Source organism: Streptomyces sp. S6, from assembly GCF_054880855.1.
In genome coordinates, this window is record NZ_JBTYMC010000030.1 from 20,901 (window position 1) to 37,680 (window position 16,780).

The window sequence follows — 16,780 nt, forward strand, 5'->3', positions numbered from 1 at the left end:
ACCAAAGGCGCCGGTCACGGCCCCTGTGTCAAAGTTGCACAACCATTCGCACCCCTTCACAGACCCGGCCGGAGAGGCCCATGTTCCTGACCATCACCACCACCGGCACGCCCGAACGCCCGGCGACCGACCTCGGCTACCTGCTGCACAAGCATCCCGACAAGGCGCAGACGTTCTCCACCTCCTACGGCACGGCGCACGTCCTCTACCCGGAGGCGGGCCCCGATCGCTGCACGGCGGCTCTCCTGCTGGAGGTGGACGCGGTGGCCCTGGTCCGGCGCGGCAAGGGCAAGGGCCGGGGCGGCGCACCGGACGCGGCGCTCGCACAGTACGTCAACGACCGCCCGTACGCGGCGAGTTCACTGCTCGCGGTGGCGATCGGTGCCGTGTTCTCCAGCGCGATGAAGGGCACGTGCCAGGCCCGTCCCGAACTCCCCGGCGAGCGGCGGCCGTTGCGCGTCGAGGTGCCCGCGCTGCCCGCACGCGGCGGCGCCGGGCTCGTCCGCGAGCTGTTCGAGCCGCTGGGCTGGACCGTCACCGCCGAACCCGTCGCGCTGGACGCCGAGTTCCCGGAGTGGGGGGATTCGAGGTACGTCCGACTGACCCTGGAGTCCGAGGAGCTGACGCTCTCTCAGGCGCTGCGTCACCTGTACGTCCTGCTGCCGGTCCTGGACGACGCGAAGCACTACTGGGTCACCTCCGAGGAGGTGGACAAGCTGTTGCGCGCCGGTGAGGGCTGGCTGGCCGCACACCCGGAGCAGAACCTCATCACCAGCCGCTACCTGTCCCGCCGTTGGTCGCTGACCCGGCAGGCCAGGGAGGCCCTGGAACTGGTGCGGCTCGCCGAGACGGACGACAGCGCGGTCGAGGAGATCGACAACGCGGTCGAGTCGGAGGCCGAGACGGAGGAGAGGCCGACGCCGCTCGCCGTCCAGCGCCGCGAGGCGATCCTCGCCGCCCTGTGCGCCGCCGGCGCCGCCCGCGTCCTCGATCTGGGCTGCGGGCAGGGCGAGTTGGTGAAGGAGCTGCTCAAGGACGTCCGGTTCACGGAGATCGTCGGCCTCGACGTGTCGGTGCGCGCCCTCACCATCGCCGCCCGCCGTCTCAAGCTGGACCGCATGGGCGAGCGCCAGGCGTCCCGGGTCACCCTGCGGCAGGGGTCGCTGGCGTACACGGACAAGCAGCTCAAGGGGTACGACGCGGCCGTGCTCAGCGAGGTGATCGAACACCTCGACCTGCCGCGCCTGCCCGCCCTGGAGTATGCGGTGTTCGGCGCGGCCCGCCCCCGCACGGTCCTCGTGACCACCCCGAACGTCGAGTACAACGTCCGCTGGGAGACCCTCCCCGCCGGGCACGTCCGGCACGGCGACCACCGCTTCGAGTGGACCCGCGAGGAGTTCCGCACCTGGGCCCGCGGCGTGGCCGAACGGCACGGCTACGGCGTGGAGTTCACGCCGATCGGCCCCGACGACCCCGAGGTCGGGCCGCCCACCCAGATGGCGGTCTTCACGCAACTGACAGAGAACGAGAAGGAGGCGAAGGCGGCATGACCGAGCAGCAGCACACCAAGGTGCGGGAACTCCCCGTCACCGACCTCTCCCTCGTCGTCCTCGTCGGCGCCTCCGGCTCCGGCAAGTCCACGTTCGCGGCACGGCACTTCAAGCCCACCGAGATCATCTCCTCCGACTTCTGCCGGGGCCTGGTCTCGGACGACGAGAACGACCAGAGCGCGACGCGGGACGCCTTCGACGTCCTGCACTACATCGCCGGCAAGCGGCTGGCCGCCGGCCGCCGTACCGTCGTCGACGCGACCAGCGTGCAGAGCGAGTCCCGACGTCAACTCGTCGAGCTGGCACGGAAGTACGACGTCCTGCCGATCGTGATCGTCCTCGACGTCCCGGAGGAGGTGTGCGCCGAGCGCAACGCGGCCCGCACCGACCGGGCGGACATGCCGCGCCGGGTGATCAGACGGCACATCGGTGAACTCCGGCGCTCCGTCAGGGGGTTGGAGCGGGAGGGGTTCCGCAAGGTGCACGTCCTGCGCGGTCCGGCGGAGATCGACGCCGCGACCGTCCGCACCGAGAAGCGGTTCAACGACCTGACACACCTCACCGGGCCGTTCGACATCGTCGGGGACATCCACGGCTGCGCGAGCGAACTGGAGTCGCTGCTCGGTAAGTTGGGGTATGTGGACGGGGTGCACCCGGACGGCCGTACCGCCGTGTTCGTCGGGGACCTCGTGGACCGGGGGCCGGACAGCCCGGGGGTCCTGCGGCGGGTCATGTCGATGGTGAAGTCGGGCAACGCGCTGTGCGTGCCGGGCAACCACGAGAACAAGTACGGCCGTCACCTCAAGGGCCGCAAGGTCCAGCACACGCACGGACTCGCCGAGACCGTCGAGCAGATGGCCGGGCAGAGCGAGGAATTCGTCGCAGAAGTACGGGAGTTCATCGACGGGCTGGTCAGCCACTACGTCCTGGACGGCGGGAAGCTGGTCGTCTGCCACGCCGGGCTGCCCGAGCGGTACCACGGCCGCACCTCGGGGCGGGTCCGCTCGCACGCGCTGTACGGCGACACCACCGGGGAGACCGACGAGTTCGGGCTGCCGGTGCGGTACCCGTGGGCCGAGGAGTACCGGGGCAGCGCGGCCGTCGTCTACGGTCACACCCCGGTTCCGGAGGCCGGCTGGCTCAACAACACCATCTGCCTCGACACGGGTGCCGTGTTCGGCGGCAAGCTGACCGCGCTGCGCTGGCCGGAACGCCAACTGGTCGACGTCCCTGCCGAGAAGGTCTGGTACGAGCCGGTACGCCCGCTGCGTTCCGAGGCGCCGGGCGGGCACGACGGGCGTCCGCTGGACCTGGCCGACGTGCACGGGCGGCGGATCGTGACGACCCGGTACGAGGGCAACACCCGGGTCTCGGTGCGGGAGGAGAACGCGGCGGCGGCCCTGGAGGTCATGAGCCGCTTCGCGATCGACCCCCGGCTCCTGCCGTACCTGCCGCCGACCATGGCGCCGACGGCGACCTCGCACGCCGAGGGGTACCTGGAGCACCCGGTGGAGGCGTTCGCGCAGTACGCGGCCGGCGGGGTCGAGCGGGTCGTGTGCGAGGAGAAGCACATGGGGTCGCGGGCCGTCGTCCTGGTGTGCCGGGACGCGGAGGTGGCGCGCAAGAGGTTCGGGGTGGACGGTCCCACGGGGTCGTTGTACACCCGTACCGGGCGGCCGTTCTTCGACGACCAAGCCGTCACCGAGGAGATCCTCGGACGGGTGCGTGCCGCCGCCGACGCGGCCGGGCTATGGGAGTCGCTGGACACGGACTGGCTGTTGCTGGACGCGGAGTTGATGCCGTGGTCGCTCAAGGCGACCGGGCTGCTGCGCTCCCAGTACGCGGCGGTCGGCGCGGCCTCCGGGGCGGTGTTCCCGGGTGTGCTCACCGCGCTCCAGGGAGCCGCCGAACGAGGCGTGGACGTCGGTGAGTTGCTGGCGCGGCAGACTGAACGTGCCGCCGACGCCGCCGCGTTCACCGACGCGTACCGGCGGTACTGCTGGCCCACCGACGGCCTCGACGGCGTGCGGCTCGCGCCGTTCCAGTTCCTCGCGGTGCGGGGCCGCAGCCTCGCCGCCCTGCCGCACGACGAGCAACTCGCCCTGCTGGACCGGCTGGTGGAGCACGACCCCACCGGGCTGATCCGGACCACCCGGCGCCTGTACGTCGACACGGCCGACCCCGCCTCGGTGCAGGCGGGCGTCGACTGGTGGCTGGAGCTGACCGGCGCGGGCGGCGAGGGCATGGTGGTGAAGCCCCTCGGAGCCGTCGTCCGCGACGCCGAGAACCGCCTCGTCCAGCCCGGCGTCAAGGTCCGTGGCCGCGAGTACCTCCGGATCATCTACGGCCCGGAGTACACCCGCCCCGACCAGCTCGCCCGCCTCCGGGGCCGCTTCCTCAACCACAAACGGTCCCTTGCGATCCGCGAGTACGTCCTCGGCCTGGAGGCCCTGGACCGCCTTGCCGAGGGCGAGCCGCTGTGGCGGGTCCACGAGGCGGTGTTCGGGGTGCTGGCACTGGAGTCGGAGCCGGTGGACCCGAGGCTGTGAGGGGCGGGCCCGGTCCAGGGGGTGACTCCTGGGCCGGGCCCGGGGTTTCCTGGTGCGGCGAGCGGGACGCGGCGACCTCACACGTCGCGGTCCTGCCGGGCGCCGGCGACGGCCGTGGTGGACGGCCAGACCGTCGCCTTCACCGGCGATCTCGGCAGGGCCGTAGGTGTGGGGGACCTGGCCGCGCGGCGCCCTGCGGCCGAGCCTCTGGACACGCGTGCCGCGGTGAGGGTGGTGACGACCGCGACGCTGGAAGGCCGTCGCGTGGCGTTGGTCGGCTGCGGCGACGGGACGGTGCGGGCCTGGGACCCGGTCGGCCGCTGGCATCTGCGGCAACGACAAGCCCTCGCGGGTGTCGGAGCTGACACAGGGGGCGGCTGACCCCCCCTCACCGCTCCGGCAGCGCCTCTTCCCGGGCCGCGAGTTTGCGCAGCATCTCCAGGACCCGGTCTCTGGATTCGTCGGCGGCGTCGATGGCTTCCATGCACTGCCAGTACGTCGTCTGGTCGGGGGCCGTGGAGGCGAGGCCGACGAGGGCGATGCCGACCTCGCCGAGGAGGCCGCCGAGGCACAGGAGGGCCTGGCGGGCGTCGTCGAGGTCGGTGAGCTGGGCGGCGCGCAGGGACTCGGGCGGGAGGTCGGGGGCGTCGAGGACACCGCAGCCCCGGCCCGCCAGCTCGGTGAGGCCGAGGGCCTCGCCGCGTAACTCCGGGGGGCCGGAGACCGCGAGGCGGCTGCCTATGGCCTGTGCGAGGGCCTGCGCCTGCCAGACCTCCGCGAGCAACCCGGCGCCGTCACCGCCCTGCGCCAGAGCCCACCGGCTCGCCAGGATGAGCCGCACCGCATCCATGCGCCACCCCCGTCCGTCCCGGACCCGTTCCTCACGCGTCCGCCGCAACTCCCTTGACCACTACCCAGAGTGAGGGACCGTGAGGCGAAAAGCCAGAGGAAGGCGGAAATCTGTGGACAACAAATCGGTTTCGAGCGGCTGAACGATTACTCAAAGTGATAGCGGACGTGATCGTTCCCGCTCACTCCTCATTCCGCTTCCGGTCCGCGCCCCTCCACCGGGAACCGCTTCTCGTTGCGCTCGATCTTCGCCGCCAGCGCGGCGAGCGGGTCGACGCCGAGGACCTCGCAGAGCTGGAGCAGATACGCGAGCACGTCGGCGACCTCGTCCCGGACCCGGTGGGCGGTGTCCGGATCGGACATCACCCCGGCCGATTCCTCAGGGGTCAGCCACTGGAAGATCTCCACGAGTTCGGACGCCTCCACGCTGAGCGCGGCGACGAGGTTCTTGGGCGTGTGGAACGGCCGCCAGTCGCGGGCGGCGGCGAACTCGGCCAGCCTGCGCTGGAGTTCCGGCACGTCGGGCGGGGTGTTGTGGGCTGTCACAGGTCAAGGTGTACCACCGTGACGCCGGGTGTCCCGATCGCCCAGCGGGCGTCCGGGGAGGTGCCGAGGAGGCGGATGTGGCCGCGGTCGGCCATCAGGACGGCCAGTTCGAGGAGGGCGCGGCGCTGGCGCGGGTCGAGATGGGAGTCGACGTTGTCGGCCAGCACCGTCAACGCCCCCTGTCCGCCCGGGGCTTCGCGCGGTGCGTCGACCGTGAGAACACCGGGTCCGGTGAGCAGGACGAGAGCGAGGCCGAGGTGGCGCAGTTCGCCGTCCCCGAGGCGCAGCAGCGCCGTCGTACCGCCGCCTCGGTCGAGCACGGCCTGGAGCCTGCCGTCCGTCGTCGCCTCGGCACGCAGGTCGACGACCGGGCCCGCGCAGCCGGCGTCCACCGCCGCGACCAGGGCGGCGTGGCGGACGGCGCACTCCGCGCGGGTGCGGAAGACGACGTCGGCGATGTTGGCGCAGCCGGTGCGCAGGAGGCCGGAGCCGGGGAGGACGGGTTCGCGCATCGCGTCGGGGCGGGGGTCGCAGAAGAAGACGGAGCGCAGCGCGACGACCATCTGTTCGGCGGCGGCGATCACCCGCCGCTGTGCGCCGGTGCGGCCCGAGACGCGTAACGGGAGGATGGCGGTGCCGAGTTGGTCGTCCGGGAAGGGCGCGCGGATGACGGCCTTCGAGCCGCCGGTGTGCCAGGCGGCGTCCACGTACGGCCGGCTGGGATCCCTGAGCGCCGTCTCCAGCAGCACCGCGCCCCCCGCACTGAGCCGCTCGCCGACGATCCGCATCCGCGGTTCGGCCTGGACGGCGACGTCGAGCGTCACCGGCCCCTCAGGACCGTCCGCCGTGCACCCGATCCGGAACCCCCGCCGCCCCTCCCCGTCGGCCCGCGCCCACACCGGCACGCACGCTCCCACATCCGTGAACACCTCCCGCACCACCGCCCCGCCCCCGAGCCTCGACAACGCCCCGTACGCCCTCAGCGCACTGCTCTTCCCGCTGCCGCTCCGCCCGCTGAACAACGTCACCGGCCCCAGCCCGTACACCGCCCTCCTGTGCCCCGCGAACGCCGACAGCCTCAACTCGGTCAGGCACGGCCGCTGCGGCCTCACCTCGCTCCCCCTCGGCTGCGGAACCCGCTTCGCGCGCGGCGGCAGCACCTGAGCAGCCGTCTGCCGCGCCTGCGGCTCACGGGACGAGCGGGATCCGGTCATGCCGCGACCGTAGAAGCCCACCACCCCGCCGAACCGTTCCGTCAAAGCGACGTTCCCCCGATCGAGCTACCGCTCCGCCGGGATCCGGTCAACGCCGGTGACTGAAACCGTTGATGGTGCGACTGTCTGTTCGGTGTCGGCGGCCCCTGGGGTCACGCTCGCACCCCGCACGCCCGTACGGGCCGTCAACTTCCCCCGTCGCCCCAGGCCCACACCGCCCCTCCCGGGTGAAAAATCCCGGCGCCGGGCGCGGTGGGCGGTGTGGGGGAGTGACCGGCCCCCGCGATGATCGTTGGGACGTCGGAGCCGGACCGCCCGGCTCCCGTGCCCGGCAGGTCGACGCCGGGACGTCACCCGAGTGGCCTCCTGATGTGAGGCCGGGGGCCGAGGAGGCCGTCATGTCCGAGGAAATGGGCTCTGCCGGGCAGCCGAAGGGGTTGCTTCAGCAGATGGAGGAGCTGATGGCGTCACTGAACGCGGACCTGTCCGCACTGGACGCGGACCTTCAGTCGAGCCCTTCGCGGGCTGTGCCCGAGGACGCCGACAACACACTGAGCCCGGCCGAGGCCGACCACTGACACCGGCCCGTTCCCGGCGTTCCCCTCACTGAGCCGAGGAAACGTCGAGCCGAGTGCGGCGAGCCGCTCCGCCCCCGTCAGAAAGACCCCAGGATGCCGGGTGAACCGGCCGCCCGTTGGTCAGGATGGGGGCATGGCATTCCACGTTGACTCCGAGGCCGGCCGGCTGCGCCGGGTGATCCTGCACCGGCCCGATCTGGAGCTCAAGAGACTCACGCCCACCAACAAGGACGCGCTGCTCTTCGACGACCTGCTCTGGGTGCGGCGCGCGCGGGCCGAGCACGACGGCTTCGCGGACGTCCTGCGGGACCGGGGCGTCGTCGTCCACCTCTTCGGCGATCTGCTCACCGAGACCCTGTCGGTGCCGGCGGCGCGGACCCTCGTCCTCGACCGGGTCTTCGACGAGAAGGAGTACGGTCCCCTCGCGACCGACCACCTGCGGGCCGCCTTCGAGCCGCTCCCGTCGGCCGAGCTGGCCGAGCTGCTGGTCGGCGGGATGACGAAGCGGGAGTTCCTCCAGGCGCACCCCGAGCCGACCTCCGTCCGCTTCCACGTGATGGAGCTGGACGACTTCCTCCTCGGCCCGCTCCCGAACCACCTCTTCACGCGTGACACCTCCGCCTGGATCTACGACGGCGTCTCCATCAACGCGATGCGCTGGCCCGCGCGGCAGCGCGAGACCGTGCACTTCGAGGCGATCTACCGCCACCACCCCCTCTTCCGCGACGAGCGCTTCCACGTGTGGTCGGAAGGGCAGGCCGACTACCCGTCGACGATCGAGGGCGGCGACGTCCTCGTCATCGGCAACGGCGCCGTCCTGATCGGCATGAGCGAGCGCACCACCCCGCAGGCCGTCGAGATGCTCGCGCACAAGCTGTTCGCGGCCGGCTCGGCGCGGACGATCGTCGCGCTGGACATGCCGAAGCGCCGCGCGTTCATGCACCTCGACACGGTGATGACGATGGTCGACGGCGACACCTTCACCCAGTACGCGGGCCTCGGCATGCTCCGCTCCTACACCATCGAACCCGGCGTCGGCGAGAAGGAGTTGAAGGTCACCGACCACCCGCCGGAGCACATGCACCGCGCGATCGCGGCGGCTCTCGGCCTCGACGAGATCCGGGTGCTGACCGCGACGCAGGACGTGCACGCGGCGGAACGGGAGCAGTGGGACGACGGCTGCAACGTGCTGTGCGTGGAGCCGGGCGTCGTCGTCGCGTACGAGCGCAACGCCACGACCAACACGCACCTGAGGAAACAGGGTGTCGAGGTGATCGAGATCCCGGGGAGCGAGCTGGGCCGGGGGAGGGGCGGGCCGCGCTGTATGAGCTGTCCCGTGGAGCGGGCGGCTGTATGATCACACCGGGGTCTGTATAGAAATGCCGGGCATCGTATAGACTTCCACGGGTCAGTCTGTTCCCGTACCTCTGGAGCGCCCCCATGGCGACAGTCCCGACCGCCCTCGCCGGCCGCCACTTCCTCAAAGAGGTGGACTTCACCGCCGAGGAGTTCCGAGGGCTGCTCCGGCTCGCCGCCGAGCTGAAGGCCGCCAAGCGGGCCGGGACCGAGGAACGCCTCCTGACCGGCAGGAACATCGCGCTGATCTTCGAGAAGACGTCCACCCGCACCCGCTGCGCCTTCGAGGTCGCCGCCGCCGACCAGGGCGCCTCGACGACGTACCTCGACCCCGCGGGCTCGCAGATCGGGCACAAGGAGTCCGTGAAGGACACCGCGCGCGTGCTGGGCCGGATGTACGACGGGATCGAATACCGGGGCGACAGCCAGGCCAAGGTGGAGGAGCTGGCCGCGTACGCCGGTGTGCCCGTCTACAACGGGCTCACGGACGACTGGCACCCCACACAGATGCTCGCCGACGTCCTCACCATGACCGAGCACAGCACCAAGGACCTCACCGGCATCGCCTTCGCCTACCTCGGCGACGCCCGCTTCAACATGGGCAACTCCTACCTCGTCACCGGCGCCCTGCTCGGCATGGACGTCCGGATCGTCGCACCCGAGCGGTACTGGCCGGCGAAGGAGATCGTCGACCGGGCCCGGGAGCTGGCCGCCGTGAGCGGAGCGCGGATCACGCTCACCGAGAGCGTCGAAGAAGGTGTCGCGGGCGCCGACTTCGTCGCCACCGACGTCTGGGTCTCCATGGGTGAGCCCAAAGAGGTGTGGGCCGAGCGGATCGCCGCGCTCACGCCGTACGCCGTCACCATGGACGTCCTGCGCGCCACCGGCAACCCGGACGTCAGGTTCCTGCACTGCCTGCCCGCGTTCCACGACCTCGGGACCAAGGTCGGGCAGGAGATCTACGAGACGTACGGGCTCGCTTCGCTGGAGGTCACGGACGAGGTGTTCGAGTCCGCGCACTCGGTCGTCTTCGACGAGGCGGAGAACCGGATGCACACGATCAAGGCGGTGCTGGTGGCGACGCTCGCCTAGCTCTTCACCGGGATCACCATCAGCCTGAACCACACCGCCTTCCCCTTCTCCGTCGGCCGGTGGCCGCAGGAGGAGGAGAGGGAGCGGATCAGGAGGAGGCCCCGGCCGTGCTCCTGCCAGGGGTCGGGGTCGGTGCCGGAGGGGCGTGTCAGCTCGCCCGGTGGGGCCGGGTCCTGGTCGTGCACCTCGACCTGGCAGCCGGTCGGTAGGAGGTGGACGACCAGCTCGATCGGCGCGCTGCCGAGGGTGTGCTCGACCGCGTTCGCCACCAGCTCGGCCGTCAGCAGCTCCGCCGTGTCGCTGTCCGCGCCGTGCTCGACCTCGGCCAGCGCCGTCCGGACCAGCGCGCGCGCCACGGGCACGGCGGCGGCGGTGTGCGGCAGCGCGATGCGCCAGGAGGCTGAGGCCGGTCGTTCGTGCAAGGCGAGTCCGTTCATGGCGCAGGATCCCGTGCTCGACACCAGGCTGTCCTGCTTTCAACTTTGTGGAATGGTACGGCCGCCTCCGGTCCGGGCGCACCAGGAGTGGTCTGCCGGGGCTCACCACAGGGTTGTATCGACCTCGTGACGACAGTCACGTACAGGTGATAACTTCGAACGTGTGAGTCCCTTCACCGGAACCGCCGCGCGCACACCCCGTTGGGAACACCTCCGCGTCGACATCACCGACGCCGTCGCCTCCGTCACCCTCGCCCGTCCGGCGAAACTGAACGCCCTCACCTTCGGCGCCTACGCCGACCTGCGGGATCTCCTCGCCGAGCTGTCCCGGGAGCGGTCCGTGCGAGCGCTCGTGCTGCGCGGGGAGGGCAGGGGGTTCTGCTCCGGCGGGGACGTCGACGAGATCATCGGGGCGACGCTCGCCATGGACACCGGCCAGCTCCTCGACTTCAACCGGATGACGGGGCAGGTGGTGCGGGCGGTGCGCGAGGCGCCGTTCCCGGTGATCGCCGCCGTCCACGGCGTGGCGGCGGGCGCGGGTGCGGTCCTCGCCCTCGCCGCGGACTTCCGCATCGCCGACCCCACCGCTCGGTTCGCCTTCCTCTTCACCAAGGTCGGCCTCTCCGGCGGAGACATGGGCGCCGCCTACCTCCTCCCCCGCGTCGTCGGCCTCGGCCACGCCACCCGCCTGCTGATGCTGGGCGAGCCGGTGGGTGCCGCCGAGGCCGAACGCATCGGCCTGATCAGCCGGTTGACGATGGACGGCGCCGCCGACGAGGCCGCCCTCACCCTCGCCCACCGCCTCGCCACCGGCCCCGCCCTCGCGTACGCCCAGACGAAGGCGCTCCTGACCGCCGAGTTGGACATGCCACTCGCGGCGGCTGTCGAACTCGACGCGTCCACGCAGGCGTTGCTGATGAACAGCGCCGACTACCGGGAGTTCCACGCGGCGTTCACGGGGAAACGGGCGCCGAAGTGGGAGGGGCGGTGAGCGGGCGGGGGGAACCGGGAGCGGGCGGGGGTGTCGGCGGGAGTGGGGACTCGCGTCGGCGGGTTCCTGCCGTGCCGACTGCGCCCGCAGTGCGCCTTGCGCCCGCCACACCCGCAAGGCCCGCCGCTCGGGTCGCGCGCGGAGGGCGGGTCGCCGTCATCGGCGGTGGTCCCGGTGGGCTCTACGCCGCCGCGCTCCTCAAGCGCCTCGACCCCGCACGGGAGATCACCCTCTGGGAGCGCGGCGCACCCGACGACACGTTCGGGTTCGGGGTCGTGCTGTCCGACGAGACGCTCGGGGGGATCGAGCACGCCGACCCGGCCGTGTACGCGGCGCTGGAGCGGGAGTTCGTCCGGTGGGACGCCATAGAGATCACGCACCGGGGACGGCGGCACGTCTCCCGGGGGCACGGGTTCGCGGCGCTCGGCAGGAGGCGGCTGCTGGGGATCCTGCACGACCGGTGCCGGGAACTCGGCGTCGATCTGCGCTTTCGCACCGAGGCCCCGTATCCGGCGTGGCTCGCGGAGACGTACGACCTGGTCGTCGCCGCCGACGGGGTGCACAGCCCGACCCGGGAGACGTTCGCCACCGCGTTCCGCCCCCGGATCACCACGCACCGTTGCCGCTACATCTGGCTCGCGACGGACCTCGCCCTCGACGCGTTCCGCTTCGACGTCGCGGAGACGGACGAGGGGGTGGTGCAGTTGCACGGCTATCCGTACAGCCAGGACGCGTCCACCGTCATCGTCGAGATGCGCGAAGAGGTCTGGCAGGCAGGGGAGTTCACCCTCGGCCGGTGCGCCGACCTCTTCAAGGACACCCTCCGCGGCCACCCCCTGCGCTCGAACAACTCCACCTGGACGACGTTCCGGACGGTCGTCAACGACCGCTGGTCCAGCGGCAACGTCGTCCTCCTCGGGGACGCCGCGCACACCGCGCACTTCTCCATCGGCTCCGGCACGAAGCTCGCCGTCGAGGACGCCCTCGCGCTCGCCGCGTGCCTGGACGAACAGCCGGACCAGGCAAGCGCGTTGGCCGCGTACGAGGCGGAGCGGCGGCCGGTCGTCGCCTCCACGCAGCGGGCCGCCCGCGCCAGCCTGGAGTGGTTCGAGAACCTCGGCGCCTACGCGAGTCAGCCGCCCCGCCGGTTCGCCTTCAACCTCCTCACGCGCAGCCGCCGCGTCACCCACGACAACCTACGGCTGCGCGACGCCGCCTTCACGGCCTCCGTGGAACGGGAGTTCGGCTGCCCGCCGGGCACCCCGCCCATGTTCACACCACTGCGGCTGCGCGGCCTGACCCTGCGCAACCGGGTCGTCGTCTCCCCGATGGACATGTACTCCGCGACCGACGGCGTCCCCGGCGACTTCCACCTCGTCCACCTCGGCGCCCGCGCGCTCGGCGGGGCGGGGCTCGTGATGACCGAGATGGTGTGCGTCAGCCCCGAGGGCCGGATCACCCCCGGCTGTACGGGACTTTACGACGACCGGCAGGAAGCGGCCTGGCGCCGGATCACCGACTTCGTCCACACCAGGGCGCCCGGCACGGCCGTCGGCGTCCAGCTCGGCCACTCCGGCCGCAAGGGCTCGACGAAGCTGATGTGGGACGGCATGGACGACCCCCTCCCCGACGGCAACTGGCCCCTCACCGCCGCCTCTTCCCTCCCGTACCGCCCCGGCAGCCAGGTCCCCGGCGAACTCACCCACCCTCAACTCGCCGCCATCCGCGACCAGTTCACCGCAGCCACGCGCCGCGCCGCCCGCGCCGGCTTCGACCTCCTCGAACTCCACTGCGCCCACGGCTACTTGCTCTCCGGCTTCCTCTCCCCCCTCACCAACCACCGCACCGACACCTACGGCGGCCCCCTCCCGAACCGCCTCCGCTTCCCCCTCGAAGTCCTCGACGCCGTCCGCGCGGCCTGGCCCGCCGAACTCCCCCTCACCGTGCGGATATCCGCCACGGACTGGGCCCCCGGCGGCACCACCGAGGAGGAGGCCGTCGAGATCGCCCGCGCCCTCACCGCGCACGGCGCCGACGCCATCGACGTCTCCACCGGCCAGGTCGTCTCCGACGAGACCCCCGACTTCGGCCGCTCCTACCAGACCCCCTACGCCGACCGCATCCGCAACACCCTCGGCGTCCCCGTCATCGCCGTCGGCGCCATCTCCTCCTGGGACGACGTCAACTCCCTGCTCCTGGCCGGGCGTTCGGACCTCTGCGCCCTCGGCCGCCCCCACCTCTACGACCCCAACTGGACCCTCCACGCCGCCGCCGAGCAGGGGTACGAGGGGCCGGGGGTGGTGTGGGTACCGCAGTACCGGGCGGGGAGCAGAGCGCCACGGACAGGGCGGACGGACGCGCCGAAGCCCCGGCTGGAATTCAGGAGTTGAGGCCGGGATCTCTGCGGGGCGGGGGTTGTGACGGCCGGGGTCAGTAGAGGCTGAGGTCCATCAGGGCGGGGATTCGCTGTGCGCCGTCCGGGGTGCGGGGTGCCCCTGGCGTGCGGGTCGCCGTCCGGCGTGCGGGGTGTCTCCGGCGTCTGGGTCATCGTCCGGCGTCCGGGGCACCCCCGGCGTTCACACCGCCCCCGGCCCGCCCACCACGAACCGCTCGCCCGCGTCCCGCAACCGCGTGTGCAGTTCCCTGAAGACCTCCGCCGACCGCACCCCCGGCCAGTCTGCGGGCAACAGCCGCGCCGGCAACCCCGGATCGGTGTACGGCAGTCGCCGCCAGGTGTCCAGCACGAGCAGATAGTCCCGGTACGCCTCCTGCGGCGGGGTCTCCGTCCGCTCCCGCCAGGCCCGCAGCACCGGCCCGTGCGTGTCGAGGAACGCCTCGTGTTCCTTGGCGATCGCCGCGAGGTCCCACCACCGGGACACCGCCTCGACCGTCGCCGTGAACCCCAGGTGCTCGCCCCGGAACAGGTCGACGTACGGCCCGAGCCCGAGCCGCTCCAGCGTGTGCCGGGCCTCGTCGTGCAGCCGGGCGGGCGCGATCCACACGCCGGGCGCGGCGGTGCCGAACCCGAGCCCGGCCAGCCGTGACCGCAGCACGTGCCGCTTCTGCCGCTCCGACTCCGGCACCGAGAACACCGCGAGCACCCACCCCTCGTCGCGGGGCGGCTCGGCGGCGTAGATCCGGCGGTCGCCGTCCTCCATCAACTGCCGGGCCTCAGCCGACAGTTCGTACCCCGCAGCGCCGCGCTCGGTGCGCGCGGGCAGCAGCAGACCACGGCGTTTGAGACGGGAGACCGAGGACCGCACGGAGGGCGCGTCGACCCCCACCGCGGCGAGCAGCCGAATCAGCTCCGCGACGGGCAGGGGGCCCGGAGCGGAGCGCCCGTAGGCCCCGTAGAGCGTGACGATCAGAGACCGGGGTGCATGCTGGTCGGACACGTTGATCATCTTAGGTCTTCGGCATCAGTGCTGGTCACCACCGGTGTCCCCGACGGTGCGCAACAGGAACCGCTGGAGTTTCCCGGTCGCCGTGCGCGGCAGCCGGTCCGGGAAGCGGATCTCGCGCGGGCACTTGTACGGCGCCAACTCCCCTTTCACGAAAGCCCGCAGCGCCTGCACATCCCGCCGGGCCCCCTCCCGCAGCACCGCGTACGCGACGACGACCTGTCCGCGCTCCTCGTCCGGCCGCCCCACCACCGCCGCCTCCAGGACGTCCGGATGGCGCAGCAGCGCCTCCTCCACCTCCGGGCCCGCGATGTTGTACCCGGCGGAGACGATCATGTCGTCGGCGCGCGCCACATACCTGAAGTACCCGTCCGCCTCCCGGACATACGTGTCCCCGGTGACGTTCCACCCGCCCCGCACGTACTCCGCCTGCCGGGGATCCGCGAGATACCGGCACCCCACCGGACCCCGCACCGCGAGCAGCCCCGGCACCCCGTCGGGCACCGGCCTCCCCTCGCCGTCCTGCACCCGCGCCTCCCACCCCGGCACGGCAACTCCCGTCGTCCCGGGGCGGATCAGCTCGTCGGCCGCGGAGAGGAAGATGTGCAGCAGCTCGGTCGCGCCGATGCCGTTGATGAGCCGCAGCCCCGTCCGCTCGTGCCAGGCCCGCCAGGTCGCCGCCGGCAGGTTCTCCCCGGCGGACACGCAGCGGCGCAGCGACGACAGGTCGTGCGCGCCGAGGTCTGGTGCGCCGAGCATCGCGCGGTACGCCGTCGGCGCGGTGAACAGCACCGACACCCGGTGCTCCGGGATCGCCTCCAACAGGGCCTTGGGACCGGCCTGTTCGAGCAGCAGCGCGCTCGCGCCGGCCCGCAGCGGGAAGACGACGAGCCCGCCGAGCCCGAACGTGAACCCGAGCGGCGGACTCCCCGCGAACACGTCCTGTGGCACCGGCCGCAGCACGTGCCGCGCGAACGTGTCCGCGATCGCCAGCACGTCCCGGTGGAAGTGCGCGCACCCCTTCGGCCGGCCGGTCGTCCCGGAGGTGAAGGCGATCAGCGCGACATCGTCGGCGGCCGTGTCGACCGCCTCGTAAGGGAGTTGGGGCGAGGGCCGGTTCAACAGGTCGTCCGGCGCGTCCCCGCCGTACGCGGTGATCCGCAGGCCCGGCACCTCCGCCTTCACCAGATCGTCCAACGACCGCGCGTCGCACAGCGCGTGGCTCACCCGGGCGATCTCGCACACCGTCGCCAACTCGTGCGCGCGCTGCTGGGCGAGGACGGTGACGGCGATGCCGCCCGCCTTCAGCACCGCCAGCCAACAGGCCGCGAGCCAGGGCGTGGTGGGGCCGCGCAGCAGGACGCGGTTGCCGGGGACGACGCCCAGCTCGCCGGTGAGGACATGGGCGATCCGGTCGACGCGGGCCCGCAGGTCGCCGTACGACCAGGTCGTGGCCGGGGTGCGGAACACGGGGCGGTCGTCGGGCTGGCCGGTGAGCAGGGCGGTGGCGCAGTTCAGGCGGGGCGGATAGGCCAACTCCGGGAGATCGAAACGGAGTTCGGGCCATTCGTCGGGCGGCGGGAGGTGGTCGCGCGCGAAGGTGTCGACGTGGGCCGAGAGCTGCAAGGTGGCTCGCCCCCTTGTCGGTTCGGGGTCGTGCGTCGAGCGTAACGTGTTGATGACGGCGGTCAAGGGAGCGCGATATCGTCATCGGTGAGGAGGTGTGCGCCATGGCGCTTTCCGCGTTGCGAACACTGACCGCCGAGCGGTTGCGTCCGCTCGCCGAAAAGGGTGAACCGGGCCGCGTGAACCGCCCTTTGGTCGCCGAACTCGGCCGACAGGGCCTGCTGGCCCGGCTGTTCACCTCGGGCGCCGTCGAACTCTGCGAGCTGCGTGAGGCGTTGGCCTACCTCTGCACCGAGGCGGAGACCGCCCTCGCCCTCCAGGGACTCGGCGCGTATCCCGTGCACGGGTACGGGAGTCCGGCTCAGCGGGAGCGGTGGTTGCCGGGGGTGCGGGAGGGGCGGACGGTGGTCGCGTTCGCGTTGAGTGAGCCGGGGGCGGGGTCGGACGCGGCGGAGTTGGGGCGGCGGGCGGTGCGGGAGGGGGGTTCGGGGGGTGCCGGCGCCGGGGGTGCCGGCGCTGGTGCCGGGGGCAGGGCCGGGACCGGTGGTCGTGGTACCGGCACCGGGAACGGTGGGCGGGCCGACGGTGCGG

Annotated in this window: 15 protein-coding genes; 9 read left to right on the forward strand and 6 right to left on the reverse strand. The window is 72.2% G+C overall.

Going from position 1 to position 16,780, the window contains the following annotated elements; all coding sequences use genetic code 11:
* Positions 1-80 precede the first annotated feature (80 nt).
* The 3 genes from ACVNF4_RS06830 (at position 81) to ACVNF4_RS06840 (ending at position 4,480) form a co-directional block, all read left to right on the forward strand.
* Positions 81-1,550: a 3' terminal RNA ribose 2'-O-methyltransferase Hen1 gene (locus tag ACVNF4_RS06830; RefSeq protein WP_461801767.1), complete on the forward strand. Its 1,470-nt coding sequence runs from the start codon at positions 81-83 to the stop codon at positions 1,548-1,550.
* On the forward strand, positions 1,547-4,099 hold the full coding sequence (locus tag ACVNF4_RS06835) for a polynucleotide kinase-phosphatase (protein WP_461801768.1): 2,553 nt from the start codon (positions 1,547-1,549) through the stop codon (positions 4,097-4,099). Before ACVNF4_RS06830 ends, ACVNF4_RS06835 begins: the two co-directional genes overlap by 4 nt.
* Positions 4,100-4,213: 114 nt before the next feature.
* The gene (locus ACVNF4_RS06840; RefSeq protein ID WP_461801769.1) at positions 4,214-4,480 is read left to right on the forward strand and encodes a hypothetical protein; all 267 of its coding nucleotides are present in this window, start codon (positions 4,214-4,216) and stop codon (positions 4,478-4,480) included.
* Between the two features lie 7 nt (positions 4,481-4,487).
* On the opposite strand, the gene ACVNF4_RS06845 is transcribed toward ACVNF4_RS06840, so the two are convergent.
* The 3 genes from ACVNF4_RS06845 to ACVNF4_RS06855 form a co-directional block, all read right to left on the reverse strand.
* A complete protein-coding gene (locus ACVNF4_RS06845; RefSeq protein WP_461801770.1) occupies positions 4,488-4,949 on the reverse strand; it encodes a DUF6099 family protein in 462 nt (153 codons plus the stop codon).
* Positions 4,950-5,137: 188 nt separating this feature from the next.
* Positions 5,138-5,494, reverse strand: a complete 357-nt coding sequence (locus ACVNF4_RS06850) for a nucleotide pyrophosphohydrolase (protein WP_461801771.1) — start codon at positions 5,492-5,494, stop codon at positions 5,138-5,140.
* Positions 5,491-6,708 carry an AAA family ATPase gene (locus ACVNF4_RS06855; protein ID WP_461801772.1) on the reverse strand — a complete coding sequence of 406 codons (1,218 nt, stop codon included), beginning with the start codon at positions 6,706-6,708 and terminating at the stop codon, positions 5,491-5,493. The genes ACVNF4_RS06850 and ACVNF4_RS06855 overlap by 4 nt, the downstream gene beginning before the upstream one ends.
* A gap of 398 nt (positions 6,709-7,106) precedes the next feature.
* On the opposite strand from ACVNF4_RS06855, the gene ACVNF4_RS06860 reads away from it, so the two are divergent.
* The 3 genes from ACVNF4_RS06860 to argF all read left to right on the forward strand — a co-directional run bounded on the left by ACVNF4_RS06860 (position 7,107) and on the right by argF (position 9,734).
* Complete coding sequence (locus tag ACVNF4_RS06860; RefSeq protein ID WP_461801773.1) at positions 7,107-7,286, forward strand: hypothetical protein; 180 nt, start codon at positions 7,107-7,109, stop codon at positions 7,284-7,286.
* Positions 7,287-7,419: 133 nt separating this feature from the next.
* Positions 7,420-8,643 carry an arginine deiminase gene (locus tag ACVNF4_RS06865; RefSeq protein ID WP_461801774.1) on the forward strand — a complete coding sequence of 408 codons (1,224 nt, stop codon included), beginning with the start codon at positions 7,420-7,422 and terminating at the stop codon, positions 8,641-8,643.
* An 83-nt stretch (positions 8,644-8,726) separates the two neighbouring features.
* Entirely contained in the window at positions 8,727-9,734 is a 1,008-nt protein-coding gene (argF, locus tag ACVNF4_RS06870) for an ornithine carbamoyltransferase (RefSeq protein ID WP_461801775.1), read from the forward strand.
* Here argF and ACVNF4_RS06875 read toward each other — a convergent pair.
* Positions 9,731-10,171, reverse strand: a complete 441-nt coding sequence (locus ACVNF4_RS06875; protein WP_461801776.1) for an ATP-binding protein — start codon at positions 10,169-10,171, stop codon at positions 9,731-9,733. The genes argF and ACVNF4_RS06875 overlap by 4 nt on opposite strands.
* Positions 10,172-10,334: 163 nt before the next feature.
* Here ACVNF4_RS06875 and ACVNF4_RS06880 point away from each other — a divergent pair, with 163 nt between their 5' ends.
* Both ACVNF4_RS06880 and ACVNF4_RS06885 read left to right on the forward strand, forming a co-directional pair.
* Complete coding sequence (locus tag ACVNF4_RS06880; protein WP_461801777.1) at positions 10,335-11,162, forward strand: enoyl-CoA hydratase family protein; 828 nt, start codon at positions 10,335-10,337, stop codon at positions 11,160-11,162.
* A gap of 89 nt (positions 11,163-11,251) precedes the next feature.
* Positions 11,252-13,552 (forward strand): bifunctional salicylyl-CoA 5-hydroxylase/oxidoreductase, encoded by a 2,301-nt coding sequence (locus ACVNF4_RS06885; protein ID WP_461801778.1) that lies wholly within the window; start codon positions 11,252-11,254, stop codon positions 13,550-13,552.
* A 186-nt stretch (positions 13,553-13,738) separates the two neighbouring features.
* Here the strand turns inward: ACVNF4_RS06885 and ACVNF4_RS06890 are convergent, their stop codons facing one another.
* Together ACVNF4_RS06890 and ACVNF4_RS06895 are read right to left on the reverse strand one after the other, a co-directional pair.
* Entirely contained in the window at positions 13,739-14,566 is an 828-nt protein-coding gene (locus ACVNF4_RS06890; protein ID WP_461801779.1) for a PaaX family transcriptional regulator, read from the reverse strand.
* A gap of 15 nt (positions 14,567-14,581) precedes the next feature.
* Positions 14,582-16,255, reverse strand: a complete 1,674-nt coding sequence (locus ACVNF4_RS06895) for an AMP-binding protein (protein ID WP_461801780.1) — start codon at positions 16,253-16,255, stop codon at positions 14,582-14,584.
* A 38-nt stretch (positions 16,256-16,293) separates the two neighbouring features.
* On the opposite strand from ACVNF4_RS06895, the gene ACVNF4_RS06900 reads away from it, so the two are divergent.
* Positions 16,294-16,780, forward strand: a 487-nt coding sequence (locus ACVNF4_RS06900; protein ID WP_461801781.1) for an acyl-CoA dehydrogenase family protein, incomplete at its 3' end; no start/stop codon positions are given.